At 68.5% G+C, this 19,639-nt stretch carries 19 protein-coding genes; 9 read left to right on the forward strand and 10 right to left on the reverse strand.

Annotation, left to right across the window (positions count from 1 at the left end; translation table 11 throughout):
• From glpR to A5747_RS23620, 4 genes are all read right to left on the reverse strand, one after another.
• On the reverse strand, positions 1 to 524 hold a 524-nt coding region (glpR, locus tag A5747_RS23605; protein ID WP_369805186.1), incomplete at its 3' end, for a gephyrin-like molybdotransferase receptor GlpR.
• Positions 525 to 691: 167 nt separating this feature from the next.
• Entirely contained in the window at positions 692 to 1,345 is a 654-nt protein-coding gene (locus A5747_RS23610) for a GNAT family N-acetyltransferase (RefSeq protein ID WP_076128866.1), read from the reverse strand.
• 21 nt (positions 1,346 to 1,366) lie between these two features.
• The gene (gene glp, locus A5747_RS23615; protein ID WP_076128829.1) at positions 1,367 to 2,653 is read right to left on the reverse strand and encodes a gephyrin-like molybdotransferase Glp; all 1,287 of its coding nucleotides are present in this window, start codon (positions 2,651 to 2,653) and stop codon (positions 1,367 to 1,369) included.
• 52 nt (positions 2,654 to 2,705) lie between these two features.
• Positions 2,706 to 3,614 (reverse strand): UTP--glucose-1-phosphate uridylyltransferase, encoded by a 909-nt coding sequence (locus A5747_RS23620; RefSeq protein WP_076128831.1) that lies wholly within the window; start codon positions 3,612 to 3,614, stop codon positions 2,706 to 2,708.
• Between the two features lie 76 nt (positions 3,615 to 3,690).
• On the opposite strand from A5747_RS23620, the gene A5747_RS23625 reads away from it, so the two are divergent.
• The 3 genes from A5747_RS23625 (at position 3,691) to A5747_RS23635 (ending at position 5,442) form a co-directional block, all read left to right on the forward strand.
• Positions 3,691 to 4,287 (forward strand): 5-formyltetrahydrofolate cyclo-ligase, encoded by a 597-nt coding sequence (locus tag A5747_RS23625; RefSeq protein WP_076128833.1) that lies wholly within the window; start codon positions 3,691 to 3,693, stop codon positions 4,285 to 4,287.
• 73 nt (positions 4,288 to 4,360) lie between these two features.
• Positions 4,361 to 4,708, forward strand: coding sequence for an FmdB family zinc ribbon protein (locus A5747_RS23630; protein ID WP_076128835.1), 348 nt, complete (start codon positions 4,361 to 4,363; stop codon positions 4,706 to 4,708).
• Between the two features lie 65 nt (positions 4,709 to 4,773).
• Positions 4,774 to 5,442 (forward strand): SAF domain-containing protein, encoded by a 669-nt coding sequence (locus A5747_RS23635; protein ID WP_076128837.1) that lies wholly within the window; start codon positions 4,774 to 4,776, stop codon positions 5,440 to 5,442.
• A gap of 12 nt (positions 5,443 to 5,454) precedes the next feature.
• Here A5747_RS23635 and A5747_RS23640 read toward each other — a convergent pair whose 3' ends face one another.
• The 6 genes from A5747_RS23640 to rpmF all read right to left on the reverse strand — a co-directional run bounded on the left by A5747_RS23640 (position 5,455) and on the right by rpmF (position 10,932).
• The gene (locus A5747_RS23640; protein ID WP_076128869.1) at positions 5,455 to 5,880 is read right to left on the reverse strand and encodes an MscL family protein; all 426 of its coding nucleotides are present in this window, start codon (positions 5,878 to 5,880) and stop codon (positions 5,455 to 5,457) included.
• A 326-nt stretch (positions 5,881 to 6,206) separates the two neighbouring features.
• Complete coding sequence (locus tag A5747_RS23645) at positions 6,207 to 6,752, reverse strand: molybdenum cofactor biosynthesis protein B (RefSeq protein WP_076128839.1); 546 nt, start codon at positions 6,750 to 6,752, stop codon at positions 6,207 to 6,209.
• Positions 6,752 to 8,230 carry a S1C family serine protease gene (locus A5747_RS23650; RefSeq protein ID WP_076128841.1) on the reverse strand — a complete coding sequence of 493 codons (1,479 nt, stop codon included), beginning with the start codon at positions 8,228 to 8,230 and terminating at the stop codon, positions 6,752 to 6,754. The genes A5747_RS23645 and A5747_RS23650 overlap by 1 nt, the downstream gene beginning before the upstream one ends.
• Positions 8,231 to 8,303: 73 nt before the next feature.
• Positions 8,304 to 9,839 (reverse strand): HAMP domain-containing sensor histidine kinase, encoded by a 1,536-nt coding sequence (locus tag A5747_RS23655; RefSeq protein WP_076128843.1) that lies wholly within the window; start codon positions 9,837 to 9,839, stop codon positions 8,304 to 8,306.
• Positions 9,839 to 10,522 carry a two-component system response regulator MprA gene (mprA, locus tag A5747_RS23660; RefSeq protein WP_076128871.1) on the reverse strand — a complete coding sequence of 228 codons (684 nt, stop codon included), beginning with the start codon at positions 10,520 to 10,522 and terminating at the stop codon, positions 9,839 to 9,841. The genes A5747_RS23655 and mprA overlap by 1 nt, the downstream gene beginning before the upstream one ends.
• A gap of 236 nt (positions 10,523 to 10,758) precedes the next feature.
• Positions 10,759 to 10,932, reverse strand: coding sequence for a 50S ribosomal protein L32 (gene rpmF / locus A5747_RS23665; protein ID WP_076057591.1), 174 nt, complete (start codon positions 10,930 to 10,932; stop codon positions 10,759 to 10,761).
• Between the two features lie 227 nt (positions 10,933 to 11,159).
• On the opposite strand from rpmF, the gene A5747_RS23670 reads away from it, so the two are divergent.
• From A5747_RS23670 to A5747_RS23695, 6 genes are read left to right on the forward strand one after another with little or no spacing between them, the layout of a single operon-like run.
• A complete protein-coding gene (locus tag A5747_RS23670; RefSeq protein ID WP_076128873.1) occupies positions 11,160 to 12,863 on the forward strand; it encodes an acyclic terpene utilization AtuA family protein in 1,704 nt (567 codons plus the stop codon).
• Between the two features lie 10 nt (positions 12,864 to 12,873).
• Positions 12,874 to 14,022, forward strand: coding sequence for an acyl-CoA dehydrogenase family protein (locus tag A5747_RS23675; protein WP_076128845.1), 1,149 nt, complete (start codon positions 12,874 to 12,876; stop codon positions 14,020 to 14,022).
• Entirely contained in the window at positions 14,019 to 15,614 is a 1,596-nt protein-coding gene (locus A5747_RS23680) for an acyl-CoA carboxylase subunit beta (RefSeq protein WP_076128847.1), read from the forward strand. The genes A5747_RS23675 and A5747_RS23680 overlap by 4 nt, the downstream gene beginning before the upstream one ends.
• Positions 15,615 to 15,619: 5 nt before the next feature.
• Positions 15,620 to 17,605 carry a biotin carboxylase N-terminal domain-containing protein gene (locus A5747_RS23685; RefSeq protein WP_076128849.1) on the forward strand — a complete coding sequence of 662 codons (1,986 nt, stop codon included), beginning with the start codon at positions 15,620 to 15,622 and terminating at the stop codon, positions 17,603 to 17,605.
• Positions 17,602 to 18,768 carry an acyl-CoA dehydrogenase family protein gene (locus tag A5747_RS23690; RefSeq protein ID WP_076128850.1) on the forward strand — a complete coding sequence of 389 codons (1,167 nt, stop codon included), beginning with the start codon at positions 17,602 to 17,604 and terminating at the stop codon, positions 18,766 to 18,768. The genes A5747_RS23685 and A5747_RS23690 overlap by 4 nt, the downstream gene beginning before the upstream one ends.
• Positions 18,768 to 19,538 (forward strand): enoyl-CoA hydratase family protein, encoded by a 771-nt coding sequence (locus A5747_RS23695; protein WP_076128852.1) that lies wholly within the window; start codon positions 18,768 to 18,770, stop codon positions 19,536 to 19,538. The genes A5747_RS23690 and A5747_RS23695 overlap by 1 nt, the downstream gene beginning before the upstream one ends.
• The last annotated feature ends 101 nt before the right edge of the window (positions 19,539 to 19,639 follow it).

The following is a 19,639-nucleotide window of genomic DNA, read 5'->3' on the forward strand; positions in this document are numbered from 1 at the left end:
GCTTCCGCGTCGTCTTCGGGATCCTCTTCCGGCTCCAATCCAGAAGAGTCGTCGACGTATTCGTACCGGTCGTCCTGCTCGTCGTCCGCCTCTTCATCCTCGGCGTCGGTCTCGTCGACGGCATCGGCCTCGTCGGCAGCGCTGGCGCCGGCCGGAAGGGCACCCGAATCTTCGATGACGTCGACATCCAGGTAGTCGGGCTCGGCCTCCTCGGCGACCTCGACCTTCAGGACGACCGGGCGTGCATCCGGGAACTCTTCAGTCTCGGCGTCCTCGTCGTCGTCAGCGAAGTCCTCGTCAGCGACGTCTTCCTCCGGCTTCCAATCGGGGTCGCTGCGATGACCCGCCGCCGGACCAGCGCGCTTGAGCAGACGGGATCCGGCGCCGTTGAGCACCCGCGTCGCCAACGCGACATCGCTGGTGCGGCGCACAGCGTCGCGCTTGCTGATGAGCATCGGAACCAAAACGAACAGCCACAGCACCACGAGCGAGATCCACAACAACGATTGCGGGATGCTTGGCATGATGACCTGCTCCTTCTGGCCTGGATCCCCCGCGAGGCTCATCGGCGGCCTGCGCGGCCGGGTCCCAGCGACCAGCACAATTACACACCTGTAATTTGCCCCCTACAAGCACCAAACGTCACTCGTGTCGCGCTAGCCACAACCCCAAAGCAGCCGCGAACGCCGGATTACGCCCAACTCGCGTGCCCCGAGCGGACCAGGGTCGAGGCCACCGACCCGTACACCTCTTCGATGGTGATCGCCATCAACAAGTGGTCGCGCCACGCGCGGTCCACCTCCAGGTAGCGGCGCAGCAAACCCTCTTCCCGGAACCCGACCTTGGCCAGCACGGCCCGGCTCGCGGCGTTCTCCGGGCGCACGGTCGCCTCCACGCGATGCAGCATGACCGGGCCGAAGCAGTGGTCGAGACCTAGCGCCAACGCCGCGGTGGCCACCCCGCCGCCGGTCGCCGACCGCGGCACCCAGTAGCCGATCCACGCCGAGCGCAGCGCGCCGTGCGTGACGTTGCCGATGGTCAGCTGTCCGCAGAACCGCCCGTCGAGTTCGATCACGTACGGCAGCATGCGGCCCTTGCGGGCCTCCGAACGCAGGCCGGAACACAGTGCGGGCCACGCCGACACCGCGTGCCGGGTCGCCCAATCGCCCTCGGCACTGGGCTCCCACGGCTCCAGGTGCGCGCGGTCGGCCAACCGGATGCGGCTCCACTGCACGCCGTCGCGCATCCGCACCGCACGCAAGCGGACCACGCCCGCGGCTACCCGCAGCGGCCCAACGTCCAAGGGCCAACCGGGATGCCGGGCATTGGTGCGCAACAGGTTCACGGGCGGGCGCAGACGTTGCACTCAGCCACGCTGAGCCAGGAAGGCGACGTCGACGATCTCACCGGTACGAATCTGCTCGGCGCCGCTGGGAACCACAACCAGGCAATTGGCCTCGGCGAGCGTCGCCAACAAATGCGACGTCCCCGGGGCCCCGCCCAACGCCTGCACGAGGTACTCCCCGGTGTCCTGATCCCGCATCAGCTGACCGCGAAGATAGCCCTTGCGCCCGGCCACCGACGTGATCGGCGACAGCGTGCGCGCCTGCACGATTCGGCGCATCGGCTGCCGCTTGCCCAGCGACAGCCGGATCAACGGCCGGACCATCACCTCGAAGACCACCAGCGCGCTGACCGGATTGGCCGGCAGCAGAAACGTCGGCACGCCCTCGCGCCCCAGCTGCCCGAAGCCCTGGACGGATCCGGGATGCATGCCGACGCGGACCACCTCCATCTCGCCGAGCTCGGCCAGCACCGAGCGCACCGCCTCGGCGGCCGCCCCGCCGACCCCGCCGGCGATCACCACGACCTCGGCGCGATTGATCTGACCCTCGACGACCTCCCCGAGCTCTTTGGGGTCGTTGCTGACGATCCCGACGCGGTTGACCTCCGCCCCGGCATCGCGGCCCGCGGCCGCCAGCGCGTAGGAGTTGACGTCGTAGACCTGCCCGTTGCCCGGGGTCCGCGTGATGTCGACCAGCTCGCCGCCCACGGCCATCACCGACAACCGCGGGCGCGGGTGCACCAGCACCCGGTCGCGGCCGACCGCCGCCAGCAGCCCCACCTGGGCCGCGCCGATGATCGTTCCGGCGCGCACGGCAACGTCGCCGGGCTGCACGTCGTCCCCGGCGCGGCGCACATAGGCGCCCGACGGTGCGCCCCGCAGAATCCGCACCCGCGAGGTTCCGCCGTCGGTCCACCGCAGCGGCAGGACCGTGTCGGCCAGCGTGGGCAGCGGGGCGCCGGTGTGCACCCGGACGGCCTGCCGCGGCTGCAGCCGGCTGGGGGTGCGGGCGCCGGCTTCGATGGTTCCCATCACCGGCAGGACCAGCCCGTCGTGGGCATCTTCGTCGGCGAGCGGCTCGCCGGCATCGTCGACGCCCTCGGTACCCAGCTCGCCCACGCCCAGCACGTCGACGCTGCGCACCGCGTAGCCGTCGATGGCGGCCTGGTCGAACCCGGGCAGCGGCCGTTCGGTGACGACCTCTTCGGCGCACATCAATCCCTGCGCCTCGGCGATGGCGACCCGTATCGGACGCGGGGCCACCGCGGCGGCCGTTATCCGGGCCAGCTGCTCCTCCACAGAACGCACAAGCGCGCCTCTCTGCCCTCAAGCCTGACGGGACCGTGCGTCGCCGGGCCCGCTACTGCTCGGTCAGGCCCAATCGCGCCACCAACCACCGCCGCAATTCCGGGCCGTAGTCGTCACGATCCAATGCAAAGTCAACCGCAGCCTTGAGGTAGCCGCCGGGATTTCCCAAGTCGTGTCGAGATCCGCGATGCACGACGACATGGACGGGATGGCCCTCCTTGATCAACAGGGCGATCGCGTCGGTCAGCTGGACTTCACCGCCAGCCCCGCGGTCGATGCGGCGCAGCGCATCGAAGATGGCGCGGTCGAGCACGTAGCGGCCGGCCGCGGCATACATCGAGGGCGCGTCCTCGGGCTTGGGCTTCTCGACCATCCCGTTGACCTTCAACACGTCCGGGTTGTTGCCGGGGCCCGCCTCGACGTCGAAAACCCCGTAGGCACTGATCTCTTCGGGTGTCACCTCGATGGCGCACAACACCGTGCCGCCGTAGTCGGCGCGCACCTTCGACATGACCTCCAGCACGCCGGTCGGCAGCACCAGGTCGTCGGGCAGCAGCACCATGACGGCGTCCTCGTCGGCCGTCAGGGTGGGCTCCACGCAGCTGATGGCGTGTCCCAATCCGAGCGGCTCGGCCTGCACCACGGAGTCGACCTTGATCAGCTGCGGCGCCCGACGCACCTTGTCCAGCATGGCTTTCTTGCCGCGCGCCTCGAGCGTGCCCTCGAGCACCAAGTCCTCCACGAAATGCGCGACGACGCCGTCCTTGCCCTCGGAGGTGATGATGACCAAGCGCTCGGCGCCGGCTCCGGCAGCCTCGGCCGCGACCAGCTCGATGCCGGGCGTGTCGACGACGGGCAGCAACTCCTTGGGCACCGTTTTCGTCGCCGGCAGGAAGCGCGTGCCCAGGCCGGCCGCGGGGACGATCGCCGTGAACGGCACCGGGACTTCTGGGCGTGACATCGTTCAAACGATAGCCCCCACGGAGTCTGCGGCCTTGTTGTGGCGGCGCGACAGGCCGGGCTGTCATCGTTGAGCCATGGCGACCCCGGGCAAGGCCGCGTTGCGGCAACAGCTGCTGGCGGCCAGGGAGCGGGTTGCCGACGACGTTCGGGCCGCCGAGGCCCGGCTGCTCACCGAGCGACTGGAGCCCGTGGCCAGCAACGGCAGCACCGTCTGCGCGTACGCACCCGTCGGCACCGAACCCGGCTCGATCGACATGCTGGACATGCTGCTGCGCCGGGGAGCGCGGGTGCTGCTGCCGATCGCGCGCACCACCGCCGACGGCATCCCGATGCGGCTGCGGTGGGGCGAATACCGGCCGGGCGCACTGGTTTCCGGCCGCTGGGGCCTACTCGAGCCGCCCGAGCCCTGGCTGCCGGAGTCGGCCCTGGCCGAGGCCACCCTGGTGATCGTCCCGGCGCTGGCGGTCGACCGTCGCGGCGCGCGGCTGGGCCGCGGCCGCGGCTTCTACGACCGCTCGCTGGACGGCCGGAACCCGCAAGCACAGCTGATCGCGATGGTGCGCGACACCGAGTTCCTCGACGAGTTGCCCGCCGAGCCGCACGACGTGCCGATGACCCATGCACTCACGCCGGGGGGTGGTCTCGTCGCGCTGCCTCCCACCAGGGAATGAGACACTTCACAGGGTGGTTCTAGCACTTGAGCATGTAGAGTGCTAACCAGGCTTACATTCACGGAGGTTACAAGTGCCGACCTACAGCTATGAATGCACCGAGTGCGGCAACCGCTTCGACATCGTGCAGGCCTTCACCGACGACGCGCTGACGACATGCGAGAAGTGCTCCGGACGGCTGCGCAAGCTGTTCAACTCCGTCGGCATCGTGTTCAAGGGCAGCGGCTTCTATCGCACCGACAGTCGTGAGGCCGGCCAGAAGGCGAAGACGTCGACCAACGGCTCGTCCACCAGCGACTCGGGGTCGAGTACGGCCTCGGGCGACAAGAACGGGTCGAGTTCGGCGTCGAGCGAGAAGAACGGCTCGAGCGAGAAGTCCAGCACGAGCTCCACGCCGTCCACCGCGGCCGCCTCGACCTAACGGTTATCCACAGCCGGGTTTCGCCGACGCCATCGTCCCCGCGGCGCTGCGCCTAGCGTTGCCGCGTGGGCCACTCATCGCTGAATCCGACGCTTTGGCACCGGTTGTCGGCGTCGTTGCGACCGGACTGGACGCGGACGGTGCTCGCGCGCCGCGTCGCCGCGGGCGGACTCGTGGTGCTGGCCGGCGTCGCGGCGCTGCGTTCGAATCCTGACGGTGACCGCGTCGACGTCGTCGTGGCCTCCCGGGACCTCACCCCCGGCGCAGCGTTGACCCCCGATGACCTCCGGATCGAAAAACGTTTGGCCGCAACGGTTCCCGACGGATCTCAAGCAAACCTCGCCGCCGTGGTCGGCGCGATGCTGGCCAGTCCGACGCGGCGGGGCGAGGTACTCACTGACGTTCGGGTGCTGGGCAGCCGGCTAGCCGAATCGACGGCCGGTCCCGGCGCCCGCATCGTGCCGCTGCACCTGGCTGACAGCGCCCTGATCGACCTGCTGCGGGTCGGCGACGTCGTCGACGTGCTGACCGCCCCGGCCACCGACACACCGGCGGGGACTTCGGCAGTCACCAAAGTGGTAGCAACCGACGCCGTGGTCGTGCTCGTTTCTGCGAAGCAGAAGGTCCAGGCCGCGGACAGCGACCGCGTCGTGTTGGTTGCGCTGCCGGCTCGCGTGGCGAACACGGTGGCAGGCTCGGCGCTGGGTCAAGCGGTAACCCTCACCCTGCACTGAGCGGTGTCGAGATCAGGCGGCTGAGTCCTGGGCGCTGGCACAGTACTTGCACTTGTGCGCGGCCTCGGGGATGTCGGACATGCACTCCTGGCATGCCTTGGTCGAGGGTTCCTCCCCGAACACCGTGACCCCACGGCGGGCCTGGATGTGCCTGTAGGGCACCACGATCATGAAATACACGGCCGTCATGAAGACGACGAAATAGATGATCGCCGAGATGAACGATCCGATATCGAGGAAGGTCGCCTTGTTGCCTTCCTCGCCGAGCTGCCAACCCAATCCGAACTTGGTACCTGGCTGCACGGCCGCGACCAGCGGATTGATCACGCTGTCGGTGAAGGCCTTGACCAGGTTCGAGAAGGCCAGGGCCACAACCAGACCGATGGCCACGGTGATCACGTCACCGCGCATTACGAAACTCTTGAACCCCTTGAACACGTGCACACCTCCCGTACTGCCCATTGCGAGGCAACATGACGCCGCCCGAGAAGACGGTACGTTCATTTGTGCGCGATCACACATTTCCCGGACGATTGGTCATCAAAGGTTGACCGCGCCGTGACGCCGGCAAACGTAAAACCTCGGTCGAATGTTCTCAACCGTGGTGTGGGGGCACGTTCTCGCGCAACCACTGCTCGTGCTCGTCGATATCCGAGTCGGGCTCGTCCGTTGACCTCTGGGCCGATTCGGCGCCGAAGACCGAGCCCTCCTCATGCCGGTCGTGACCGGAGGGTCTGCTCGCAGCGGAACCTCGAGACAACCGGTTAGATCTCCAGGCTCGACAGCTGCCCGATGATCTGCGCGGCAAGCGGATTCAGCGTCGCCATCCCGTCGCGCACCGCGTAACGGGAGCCGGCGAGATTGACCACCAGCGTGCTTCCGGACACACCGGCGAGCCCGCGTGACAACCCGGCGTCGATGATTCCCGCGGCGAGCCCCGAGGCGCGGATGGCCTCGGCGATGCCCAGGATCTCGCGATCCAGAATGTCGCGAGTTGCCTCCGGCGCGACGTCGCGCGGCGTGACACCCGTGCCGCCGACCGAAACGACCAGGTCCACCCCGCCGATCACCGCCGTGTTCAGCGCGTTGCGGATCTCGACCTCGTCGGCCGCGACCGCCACCACACCGTCGACGACGAATCCCGCCTCGGTCAGCAGCTCGGTGACCAGCGGCCCGCTGTGATCCTCGTCCCCGTGGGCGGTGCGATCGTCGACCACCACGACCAGAGCCCGGCCGACTACCAACTCCGCACCCGTTTCCATGGGTGACACCGTATATCCGAGCTCCGACAGCGGTTCATCGACTCTCATCACTGATCCGCCTTGCCAAGCGTGACCGGCACGGTGCGGCTGCCACCGCCGGGATCCTGGAAGGTCAGCGACACCTTGTCGCCCGGCGCCTTGGACCGCACGGCGGCGACCAACGCGTCGGCATTGTTGATCGGGCGGTCGTCGACCTTGGTCACGGTCACGCCCTTGGGCACTCCGGCGGTTGCGGCGGCGCCGCCCTGCACGACGTCGACGACCTTGGCGCCCGGGGTGGCCTTGTCACTGGTCACCTGCACACCGAGCGAGGCATGGGTGGCCTTGCCGGTGCTGATCAACTCGTCGGCGATGCGCTTGGCCTGGTCGACCGGAATCGCGAAGCCCAGGCCGATCGATCCGCTCTGGGCGTCGGGAGAATCGGCGCCCAGGGTGGCGATCGCCGAGTTGACGCCGACCAGCTGACCCTGCATGTTGACCAGCGCGCCGCCGGAGTTACCCGGGTTGATCGCGGCGTCGGTCTGAATCGCGTCCAGCACCGTGTTCTGGTTGCCCGACTCGCCGGTCGTGGATACCGGTCGGTTCATCGCGCTGATGATTCCGGTGGTCACCGTGCCCGATAGGCCCAGCGGTGACCCGATCGCCACCACCGGCTGGCCCACCCGCAGATCCGATGAGGAGCCCATCGAGATCGGCGTGAGCCCCGACGTGCCCTGCACCCGGATCACCGCGATGTCGCTGGTGGGATCGGCACCGAGCACCGTGAACGGTGCGGTGCGGCCGTCGGAGAAGGTCACCGTCGTCTTGGGCGGCGGACCACCGGCGGGTCCGCCCGGCCCGCCCGGGGCGTTCGGGCCGTTCGGCGGCTTGGCCGCGGCGGCGACGACGTGGTTGTTCGTCAGGATCAACCCATCCGCCGACAGGACGATGCCGGAGCCCTCTTCGGAGGCGCGGCCCATGTCCGTCTCCAACATGACGACGCTGGGCACCACCTTGGCGGCGACCTGTTCGACGCTGCCGGGCGGCATGTTCGCGGCCGGGATGCTGGGCGCGGCCCCCGGGATCAGCCCGGTGCCGCCGCCGCTCGCGGAGTGCGTGCCGAGCTCGACGACCGTGGCGGCGGCACCGCCGATGCCGGCCGACACCACCGCGATCGCGACCGCCCCGACCGTCAATAGGCCCGCGCGCGAACGCTTTTGGGGTGGGGGCGGCATCGGGGGCAGCATCCCGATCGGGCCGGTACCGGTCCCCCCGGGAATCGGGCCCGCACCCGTCCCCCCGGGTATCCGGCCCGGCCCGGTGCCGCCGGGTATGGGGCCCGGCCCGGTGCCGCCGAACGGCTCGTAGGGCTGACGGAACTGCGTGGTCTGCGTCGGCTGCGAGGGCTGCGACGGCTGGTACCGCCAATCCAACTGCTGGTTGTACGGCGGCTGCTGCCCCTGGGCATAAGCGGGGGGCACAGGCTGATTAGGCGCGCGGTATCCCGGCTGCTGCGGCGGTGGCGAATACCTCGGGTCATTCGTCATGTCGCTAAGTCGCTCTTCCTCTAATTGGGCGTATGTCGGCTCGACTTGGCTCGATTTCCAACAGTAACTGCAACTACCTTGCCTGCGCCGACTGAGAGTCCACTGAGATAACGTTCGCCGAACCCCGAGAGTTCGCGCCGTTGCCAGGCACCGTCACGGCGGAGTCGGTCGTGGCATCGGAAGCGGGCGGGGGTTCCGTCGAAACCGGCATCGGCCGGCCAGGGAGCAGCACGTAAATCGATGTTCCCGGCGGCTGTCCTCCCGAAACCGTGTCTTCGATACGCAGCAACCCACCGTGGTTGAGGACCACCTTCTTGACGATCGCCAGCCCCAGTCCCGAACCGGGCATCGCCCGTGCCGTCGTCGACCGGTAGAAGCGCTCGAACACCAAGCGACGCTCGTGCGGCGGGATGCCCGGCCCACGGTCGGAGACCACCAGCTCGGCGTGCGAGGGGTCGAGTTGGCGCATCGTGACACCGACACGACCGCCGGGCGGGCTCCACTTCGCCGCGTTGTCCATGAGGTTCAACGCCGCACGCGACAACCCAGCGGCGTCGCCGTAGACCTGCCACCCGATCACGTCGACGTCGAAGTGAATGTCGTTGCGCCGCCGCCTGACTCGCTCAAGACTGCGATCGATGACCTCGGACATGTCGACGGTCTCGTGCACCACCTGGCCGGCGTCGTCCCGGGTTAGGTCCACCAAATCGCCCACCAGCGTGGACAATTCCTCGATCTGCGCGAGCACGTCGGCCCGCAGGTCGACCATCTCCTGCTCCGGCAGCCGCGGCGCCCCCGGCTCCATCGAGGCCATCAGCAGCTCGACGTTGGTACGCAGCGAGGTCAGCGGGGTGCGCAATTCGTGGCCGGCGTCGGTGACCAGCCGCGCCTGTCTCTCCCGCGACTCCGCCAACGCCCGCAGCATCAAGTTGAATGCCTCAGTGAGCCTTGCCAATTCGTCGCTGCCGAACACCGGGATGGGACGGAGGTCGTCGGTGCGGGCCACGCGCTCGGCCGCCTCGGTCAGCCGGGCCACCGGACGCAGACCGGCGCGGGTGACCATCCCCCCGGCCACCGCGGCGACCGCGACACCGATCCCCCCGACGATCAGCAGCACCCACCGCAGTTTGGTCATCACCGCTTCGGTCGGCTTGAGGCTCTTGGAGATCAGCAGCGAACTGCCGTTGGGCAGGTGGATGGCCAGGATCCGTTGGTCGGAGGCGGTGCGCCGCGACATGAACAAATCACCGCGGATCACGGCCTTCTCGGCCGCGCCGACCGGCAGCGTCTGGCCGGGCTGGTTGGCGGTGTAGATCGAGTGGCCCGGGTTCACCAGCATCGCGTTGACATCGGAATAGGCGGTGCCCTCGATGGCCTTGCCGGGGTCGGCGGCCAGCGATCCGCTGGTGATCAGCAGCTGCGCGCGGCTCTCCAACTGGTTGTCGATATCACTGTAGAGCGCCGCCGAGATCACCGCGTAGACAGCGCATGCCATCAGCACGACGACCATCGCCACCATCGCCATCGCCAGCAGCATCACCCGCCAACGCAAGGACAACGAGCTGGTCGCTCGCAGCGGTGCGCGCCGGCGGTGGTGGAACCGGACCATCAGGGCGGCGTCTCCCGCAGGACGTAGCCAACCCCGCGCACCGTGTGGATCAGACGCGGCTCGCCATCGGCTTCGGTTTTGCGGCGCAGATAACCCACGTAGACCTCCAGCGCATTGCCCGAGGTGGGGAAGTCGAACCCCCACACCTCCTCGAGGATGCGGCTTCGGGTGAGCACCCTGCGTGGATTGGCGATCAGCATTTCCAGCAAGGCGAATTCGGTGCGGGTCAGGCTGATTCGGCGTTGTCCGCGGGTGACCTCGCGAGTCACCGGGTCCAGGGTCAGATCGGAGAACGTCATCGCGACCGACTCGGCGTCGTCGGGCTTGGTGCGGCGCAGCAGCGCCCGCATGCGCGCCAACAGTTCTTCGAGGGCGAACGGCTTGGGCAGATAGTCGTCGGCGCCGGCATCCAGGCCGGCCACCCGCTCGGAGATCGAATCGCGCGCAGTGAGCACCAGGATCGGCAGGTCGTCGCCCGTGCTGCGGAGTTGACGGCAGACCTCGAGACCGTCCAGCCGCGGCATCATCACATCCAGGACGAGCGCGTCGGGCCGGTCGCTGGCAATCATGTGCAGGGCCTCGACCCCGTCATGGGCCAACTCGACCGAGTATCCATTGAACGAAAGCGACCTGCGCAGCGACTCGCGCACCGCGCGATCGTCGTCGACGACAAGAATCCGCACGGCCACTAGTTTCGTCCTAGCGTCTGAGAGCGGGCTGAGAGGCGCGCCGGTTTAGCCCGATCTCGTCACAGAGGTCACACCGGCATCTGCCCGGGGGGATGCCCTTTTGCCCGCCTCAGAGCGACAACTGCGCTAGACGCATGATTTGTCGCTGTGAGGCGGGCAAATCGTGTGGCTGCCGGGCCAGATACGCATGTGGCAGCTGTGACGGCGCGGCATTGCGGTCGCGAAAACCCCTAGCGCCGGTCGAGATCGATCAGGCCAAGGCGGGCCGCTTTGAGCAGCCGACGGGGCAATTTGTGCTGCTGACCTGCCACCGTCACGCTCACGAGCTCGGTCTTGGTGGCCTTCCACTGGGCGCGGCGGCTTCGGGTGTTCGCGCGCGACATCCTGCGCTTGGGTGTGGCCATGGTCGGGCCTTACTCCTTGATCGGGGTTCGGGTCGGTCGGCCGAATGGCGACGATTGCCCATCAGAATAGTCGCTGGCCTGCTGGGCGCCAAAACGGCGGCCGCCGGAGCTTCCTGTCTTTCGGGAGCCGAGGCGGCCGGAGCATGCTGGTATTCACGCTGCTGTCGGCGTCCGGCTATGCTGACCTACCGGTTGGTTGGCTCGATCCCATCGAAGGGAGTGTGTGCATGGTCTCTCGCGCCGGCCCCGTCCGGATCGCGAACTGCTCGGGCTTCTACGGCGACCGGCTTTCGGCGATGCGCGAAATGCTCACCGGCGGAGACGTCGACTACCTGACCGGCGACTACTTGGCCGAGCTCACCATGCTCATCCTGGGCCGCGACCGGATGAAACACGCCGAACGCGGCTATGCGAAGACCTTCCTGACCCAACTCGAGGACTGCCTCGGCGAGGCGTGCGACCGCGGGGTGCGCATCGTCGCCAACGCCGGCGGACTCAACCCCGCCGGGCTCGCCGACGCGGTCCGCGCGCTGGCCGAGCGCCTCGGCATCGCGGCCCGGGTCGCCCACGTCGAGGGCGACGACCTGCAGCCGCGCGCGGCCGAGCTGGGGCTGGGCGCACCGCTGACCGCGAACGCCTACCTGGGCGCGTGGGGCATCGCCGACTGCCTCGACCACGGAGCCGACGTCGTGGTGACCGGGCGCGTCACCGACGCCTCGGTGATCGTCGGGGCCGCCGCCGCGCATTTCGGCTGGGGCCGCACCGACTACAACGAACTCGCCGGCGCCGTGGTGGCCGGCCACGTCATCGAATGCGGCATCCAGGCCACCGGCGGCAACTACGCGTTCTTCACCGAAGTGCCCGACCTCACCTATGCCGGCTTCCCCCTTGCCGAGGTCAATGCGGACGGGTCGTCGGTGATCACCAAACACCCCGGGACCGGCGGCCTGGTGAGCGTCGACACCGTCACCGCCCAGCTGCTCTACGAGATCACCGGCGCCCGCTACGCCAACCCCGACGTCACGGCCCGCATGGACAGCATCGAATTATCCGCCGACGGTCCCGACCGGGTGCGCATCAGCGGCGTGCTCGGCGAGCCACCGCCACCCACACTGAAGGTGTCGCTGAACAGCATCGGCGGGTTCCGCAACACCATGACGTTCGTGCTGACCGGCCTGGACATCGAGGCCAAGGCCGACTTGGTACGCCGCCAGCTCGAGGCCGCGCTCACCGTCAAACCCGCCGAACTGGAATGGACCCTGGCCCGCACCGACCACGCCGACGCCGACACCGAGGAAGCCGCCAGCACGTTGCTGCGCTGCGTCGTCCGGGATCCCGATCCCGCCAACGTCGGACGCCAGTTCTCCTCGGCCGCAGTGGAATTAGCGCTCGCCAGCTATCCCGGATTCACCGTGACCGCCCCGCCGGGCGACGGCCAGGTCTACGGCGTCTTCACACCCGGCTATGTCGACGCCACCCAGGTGTCGCACGTCGCGGTGCACGCCGACGGCAGTCGCACCGACATCGCCTGCGCCACTGAGACTTTGGAGCTGGCATCCGCCGGTCCCCCGCCGCTACCGGACCCGCTGCCGACCGGCCCGACGCGGCGGCTGCCGCTGGGCCGGATCGCCGGTGCACGCAGCGGCGACAAGGGCGGCTCGGCGAACGTCGGCGTCTGGGTGCGCACCGACGAACAGTGGCGCTGGCTGGCCAACACGCTGACCGTCGAACTGTTCAAGGACCTGCTGCCCGAGGCCGCCGACTTCGACGTCACCCGCCATGTGCTGCCCAACCTGCGCGCGGTCAACTTCGTCGTCGAGGGCATCCTGGGTCAGGGAGTCGCCTATCAAGCGCGCTTCGATCCTCAGGCAAAAGGACTGGGCGAATGGCTGCGCAGCCGCTACGTCGACATCCCGACAGTGTTGTTGTGAAAGGGCTGCTGTGAATATCTGGACCACGCCGGAGCGCGAACAGCTGCGAAAGACGGTGCGCTCCTTCGCAGAACGCGAGATCCTGCCCAACGTCGACGAGTGGGAGCGCACCGGCGACCTGCCGCGCGAGCTGCACCGTCGCGCCGGAGCGGCCGGGCTGCTCGGCGCCGGCTTTCCCGAGGCGGTCGGGGGCGGTGGCGGGGACGGCGCCGACGCGGTGGTCATCTGCGAAGAGATGCATCAGGCCGGCACGCCCGGCGGCGTCTACGCGTCGCTGTTCACGTGTGGAATCGCGGTGCCGCACATGATCGCCTCCGGCGACGAGCGGCTGATCGATGAGTTTGTCCGGCCGACGCTGGCCGGCGAGAAGATCGGATCGCTGGCCATCACCGAGCCCGGCGGCGGCTCGGACGTGGGGCACCTGCGCACCAGCGCGGCGTTGGACGGCGACCACTACGTGGTCAACGGGGCGAAAACCTACATCACCTCCGGGGTGCGCGCCGACTACGTCGTCACCGCGGTGCGCACCGGCGGACCCGGCGCGGCCGGGGTTTCCCTGCTCCTGGTCGAGAAGGGCACGCCCGGTTTCGAGGTGACCCGCAAGCTGGACAAGATGGGCTGGCGGTCCTCCGACACCGCCGAGCTGTCCTACACGGACGTGCGAGTGCCCCGGGCCAACCTCGTCGGCGCCGAACACAGCGGATTCGCACAGATCGCGCAGGCCTTCGTCGCCGAGCGGATCGGCCTTGCCGCGCAGGCGTATTCGAGCGCGCAGCGGTGTCTGGACCTGACCGTGCAGTGGTGCCGCGACCGGGAGACGTTCGGCCGCCCGCTGATATCGCGCCAGTCGGTGCAGAACACGCTGGCCGAGATGGCCCGGCGCATCGACGTCGCCCGGGTCTACTCACGCCATGTGGTGGAGCGCCAATTGGCCGGCGAGACCAACCTGATCGCTTCCGTGTGCTTCGCCAAGAACACCGCCGTCGAGGCCGGGGAATGGGTTGCCAACCAAGCCGTTCAGCTGTTCGGCGGCATGGGCTACATGGCGGAATCCGAAGTCGAACGCCAGTACCGGGACATGAGGATCCTGGGCATCGGCGGCGGAACCACCGAAATCCTCACCGCGCTGGCCGCCAAGACCCTGGGATTCCAATCATGACGGTATTGAAGTCCACCCTCGATCCGAAGGCCGACACCTATGCCGAGGCGGCGTCGGCCGCGAACGCAAAGCTGACCGAGATCGAGGCCGAGCTCGCCAAAGCGCTTGGGGGCGGCGGGCCCAAGTATGTCGAGCGTCATCACGCCCGCGGCAAGCTGACCGCCCGGGAACGCATCGAGCTGCTCGTCGACCCGGACTCCCCGTTCCTGGAACTTAGCCCACTGGCCGCCTACGGCAGTGCCTTTCAGATCGGCGCCAGCACGGTCACCGGCATCGGCGCGGTGTCCGGCGTGGAATGCATGATCGTCGCCAACGACCCCACGGTCAAAGGCGGCACCAGCAATCCGTGGACGCTCAAGAAGATACTGCGGGCCAACCAAATCGCCTTCGAGAACCGGCTTCCCGTCGTCTCGCTCGTCGAATCCGGCGGCGCGGATCTGCCGACGCAGAAGGAAATCTTCATCCCCGGCGGGCGGATGTTCCGGGATCTCACCCGGCTCTCGGCGGCCGGGATCCCCACCATCGCGCTGGTGTTCGGCAACTCCACCGCGGGCGGCGCCTACGTCCCCGGCATGTCCGACCACGTGGTGATGATCAAGGAACGCTCGAAGGTCTTCCTCGCCGGCCCACCGCTGGTCAAGATGGCCACCGGCGAGGAATCCGACGACGAGTCACTGGGCGGCGCCGAAATGCATGCCCGCACATCGGGTTTGGCCGACTACTTCGCCGTCGACGAGCTGGACGCGCTGCGGATCGGGCGGCGCATCGTCGCGCGGCTCAACTGGGTCAAACAGGGCCCGGCGCCCGGGCCCGTGACCGAGCCGCTGTTCGACGCCGAGGAGCTGATCGGCATCGTGCCGCCGGATCTGCGCATCCCGTTCGACCCACGCGAGGTGATCGCCCGCATCGTCGACGGCTCCGAATTCGACGAGTTCAAACCGCTGTACGGGTCCTCGCTGGTGACCGGCTGGGCGCGGCTGCACGGCTACCCCCTGGGCATCCTGGCCAACGCGCGCGGCATCCTGTTCAGCGAGGAGTCGCAGAAGGCCACCCAGTTCATCCAGCTCGCCAACCGCTCGGACACACCACTGTTGTTCCTGCACAACACCACCGGCTACATGGTGGGCAAAGACTACGAAGAAGGCGGCATGATCAAACACGGCTCGATGATGATCAACGCCGTCTCCAATTCGACCGTCCCGCACATCTCGTTGCTGATCGGAGCGTCCTACGGCGCCGGGCACTACGGCATGTGCGGGCGGGCCTACGATCCCCGCTTCCTCTTCGCCTGGCCCAGCGCCAAGGCCGCGGTGATGGGCGGCGCCCAGCTCTCCGGCGTGCTGTCGATCGTGGCGCGCGCAGCCGCCCAGGCCCGCGGGGATCAGGTCGACGAGGAAGCTGACGCCGCGATGCGCGCCGCGGTCGAAGGGCAGATCGAGGCCGAGTCACTGCCCTTGGTGCTGTCCGGGATGCTCTACGACGACGGCGTCATCGACCCGCGCGACACCCGCACGGTACTGGGAATGTGTTTGTCCGCCATCGCCAATGGCCCGATCAAAGGGACGTCGAACTTCGGCGTCTTCCGGATGTGAGCCTCATGGGAATCACTCGAGTGCTGGTTGCCAACCGCGGCGAGATCGCCCGGCGGGTCTTCGCCACCTGTCGGCGGCTCGGCCTGGGCACCGTCGCCGTTTACACCGAACCCGACGACACTGCCCCGCACGTCGCCGAGGCCGACGCGCGGGTACGGCTGCCCAAGACCAATGACTACCTCAACGCCGACGCCATCATCGCCGCGGCCCGCGCCGCCGGAGCCGACGCCGTACACCCTGGCTACGGATTCCTTTCCGAGAACGCCGAATTCGCGGCCGCCGTGCAAGAGGCCGGCCTGACCTGGGTCGGGCCGCCGGTGGACGCGGTGCGCGCGATGGGCTCCAAGATCGAGGCCAAGAAGCTGATGGCCGCCGCCGGTGTCCCGGTCCTCGACGAACTCGATCCCGACACCGTCACCGAGGACCAGCTGCCGGTGCTGGTCAAGGCGTCCGCGGGCGGCGGCGGCCGCGGCATGCGAGTGGTTCGCGAATTGTCGGCGCTGCCAGGCGAAGTCGCCGCGGCGCAGCGCGAGGCACAATCCGCGTTCGGCGACCCCACTGTCTTCTGCGAGCGCTACCTGCCCACCGGACACCACGTCGAGGTTCAGGTCATCGCCGACACTCACGGCACCGTCTGGGCCGTCGGGGAACGGGAGTGCTCGATCCAGCGTCGCCACCAAAAGATCATCGAAGAGGCGCCGTCGCCGTTGGTCGAGCGCACGCCGGGCATGCGCGCCAAGCTGTTCGACGCGGCCCGGCTGGCAGCCGGCGCCATCGGTTACACCGGTGCCGGGACGGTGGAGTTCCTCGCCGACGACGAAGGCGACTTCTACTTCCTGGAGATGAACACCCGGCTGCAGGTCGAGCACCCGGTCACCGAAGAGACCACCGGACTGGACCTGGTCGAGCTGCAGCTCGGGGTCGCCGAAGGCGGTCGACTCGATGCCGAACCCCCAGGGGGCCAAGGGTATTCGATCGAGGCCCGGCTCTACGCCGAGGATCCGGCGCACGGCTGGCAGCCGCAGGCCGGCGAGGTGCATACGATCGACGTGCCCTCGGTCGCAGCCGAGTTCGGCTCGCTGGGACGACGAACCGGGATCCGGTTGGACTCCGGCATCGTCGCCGGCTCGACGGTGTCGATCTACTACGACCCGATGCTGGCCAAAGTCATCTCGTATGCACCGACGCGACGTCAGTCCGCGTTGGTGCTCGCCGATGCGCTGGCCCGCGCCCGCCTGCACGGCCTGCGCACCAATCGCGAGCTCCTGGTGAACGTGCTTCGCCATCCGGCTTTTCTCGCCGGCGCCACCGACACGGCGTTTTTCGACACGCACGGCCTGGCCGAGCTGTCCGCCCCGCTCGCCGACGACGCGACGGTCCGGTTGTCCGCGATTGCCGCCGCGCTCGCCGACGCCGCGCACAATCGCGCGACGGCCGACGTGTTCCCGTCGATCCCGGGCGGCTGGCGCAATCTCGCCTCCGGCTTCCAGGCCAAGAGCTACCGCGACGACGCCGACACCGAGCACCGGATCGAATACCGGTTCACCAGAACCGGATTGGTGCTCGCGGGAGACGAGGCCGTGGAGTTGGTCTCGGCGACGCAAGATGAGGTCGTGCTGTCCGACGCCGCGGGCGTGGCCTGCAGTTTCGCGGTCGCGCGATACGGCCACGACATCCACGTCGATTCCGCGCGCGGGCCCGTTCACCTGGTCGCGCTGCCACGGTTCCCCGAACCCGGCTCGGCGGTCGAGCAGGGATCCCTGGTAGCCCCGATGCCCGGCAACGTCATCCGCCTCGGTGCCGCGGTCGGCGAGGCCGTCACCGCGGGTCAGCCCCTGATCTGGCTGGAGGCGATGAAGATGGAGCACACCATCACCGCACCGACCGACGGCGTGCTCACCCAGCTCGACGTCACAGCCGGTCAGCAAGTCGAAGTCGGCGCAGTCCTCGCGCGCGTGGAGGCGCCGTCCCAAGAAGGAGATCCGAAATGACCGATACCAGCTTCATCGAGAGCGAGGAGCGCCAGGCGCTGCGCAAGTCTGTGGCCGCGTGGGCGTCTGGCTACGGCGCCGAGTACTACCTGAAGAAGGCGCGCGCTCACGAGCACACCGACGAGTTATGGTCCGAGGCAGGCAAACTCGGCTTTCTCGGGGTGAACCTGCCCGAGGAGTACGGCGGTGGCGGCGCCGGTATGTACGAGCTGTCGCTGGTGATGGAGGAGATGGCCGCCGCGGGCAGCGCACTGCTGCTGATGGTGGTATCACCGGCCATCAACGGCACGATCATCAGCAAGTTCGGTACCGAGGAGCAGAAGAAGCGCTGGATTCCCGCCATCGCGGACGGCTCGCTGACGATGGCCTTCGCCATCACCGAACCGGACGCCGGATCCAACTCGCACAAGATCATCACCACCGCCCGTCGCGACGGCAGCGACTGGATTCTCAAGGGCCAGAAGGTCTTCATCTCCGGCATCGACCAAGCGCAAGCCGTACTGGTGGTGGCCCGGACCGAGGAGGCCAAGACGGGCAAGCTGCGGCCGGCGCTGTTCGTGGTACCCACCGATGCTCCGGGCTTTACCTATACCCCCATCGACATGGAGCTGATCAGCCCCGAACGACAGTTCCAGGTCTTCCTCGATGACGTCCGGCTGCCGTCGGATGCGCTCGTCGGGGCCGAAGACGCCGCCATCGCACAGCTTTTCGCGGGCCTGAACCCCGAGCGGATCATGGGTGCGGCCAGCTCGGTGGGCATGGGGCGGTTCGCGCTGGAGAAGGCCGTCGACTACGTCAAGACGCGTAAGGTCTGGTCCACCCCGATCGGCGCGCACCAGGGACTGTCACATCCGTTGGCGCAGTGCCACATTGAGGTCCAGCTCGCCAAGCTGATGATGCAGAAGGCGGCGACGCTCTACGACAGCGGCGACGACATGGGCGCGGCCGAAGCCGCCAATATGGCCAAATACGCTGCGGCCGAGGCGGCCACGCGCTCGGTCGACCAGGCGGTGCAGTCGATGGGCGGCAACGGCCTGACGCAGGAATACGGCGTCGCCGCGATGCTGACATCCGCCCGGCTGGGCCGGATCGCCCCGATCAGTCGCGAGATGGTGTTGAACTTCGTCGCGCAGACATCGCTGGGCCTGCCTCGGTCGTACTGATGGATGCCGTCGTCGAATATTCGGTCGACGGGCCCGTCGCCCGGCTGACGCTGAACTCACCGCACAACCGAAACGCGCTGTCCGCCACCCTCGTCAGCCAGCTGCATCAGGGGCTGCGCGACGCGGCCGCGGACCCGGCGGTGCGGGCGGTGGTGCTCGGGCACACCGGCGGCACCTTCTGCGCGGGTGCCGACCTGAGCGAGGCCGGCGGCGGCGACCCCTTCGACATGGCCGCGGCCCGGGCCCGGGAATTGACCGCGCTATTGCGCGCCATCGTCGAGTCGCCACTGCCGGTGATCGCCGCGATCAACGGGCACGTCCGCGCCGGCGGGTTCGGGCTCGTCGGTGCGTGCGACATCGCGATCGCGGGCCCGCGCAGCACCTTCGCGCTGACCGAGGCACGCATCGGTGTGGCGCCGGCGATCATCTCGCTGACGCTGCTGCCGAAGATGTCGTCTCGAGCCGCCTCCCGCTACTACCTGACGGGCGAGACGTTCGACGCCGGCCAGGCCGCGGGAATCGGGTTGATCACCATGGCGGCCGACGACGTGGACGCGGCGGTAGCGAAGGTGGTCGCCGACGTGAGCCGCGGTTCTCCACAGGGTCTTGCGGCGTCGAAAGCGTTGACCACCGCGGCCCTGCTGGAAGGGTTCGATCGCGACGCTGAGCGGCTCTGCGAGGAGTCGGCGCGGCTGTTCGTCTCCGACGAAGCCCGCGAAGGGATGCTCGCGTTCCTGCAGAAACGTCCGCCTCGTTGGGCAAACGTCTAACGGCCCGCCGTCGCGACGAAAACGGCCCGACGATCGAGCGCGGCCGCGGCGGAAGATTGCAGTTTAGCCAACCCACTTGCAGCAAAACTTCTACGTCGTAC

It is taken from the genome of Mycobacterium sp. IS-836 (assembly GCF_001954275.1).
GTDB lineage: Bacteria > Actinomycetota > Actinomycetes > Mycobacteriales > Mycobacteriaceae > Mycobacterium.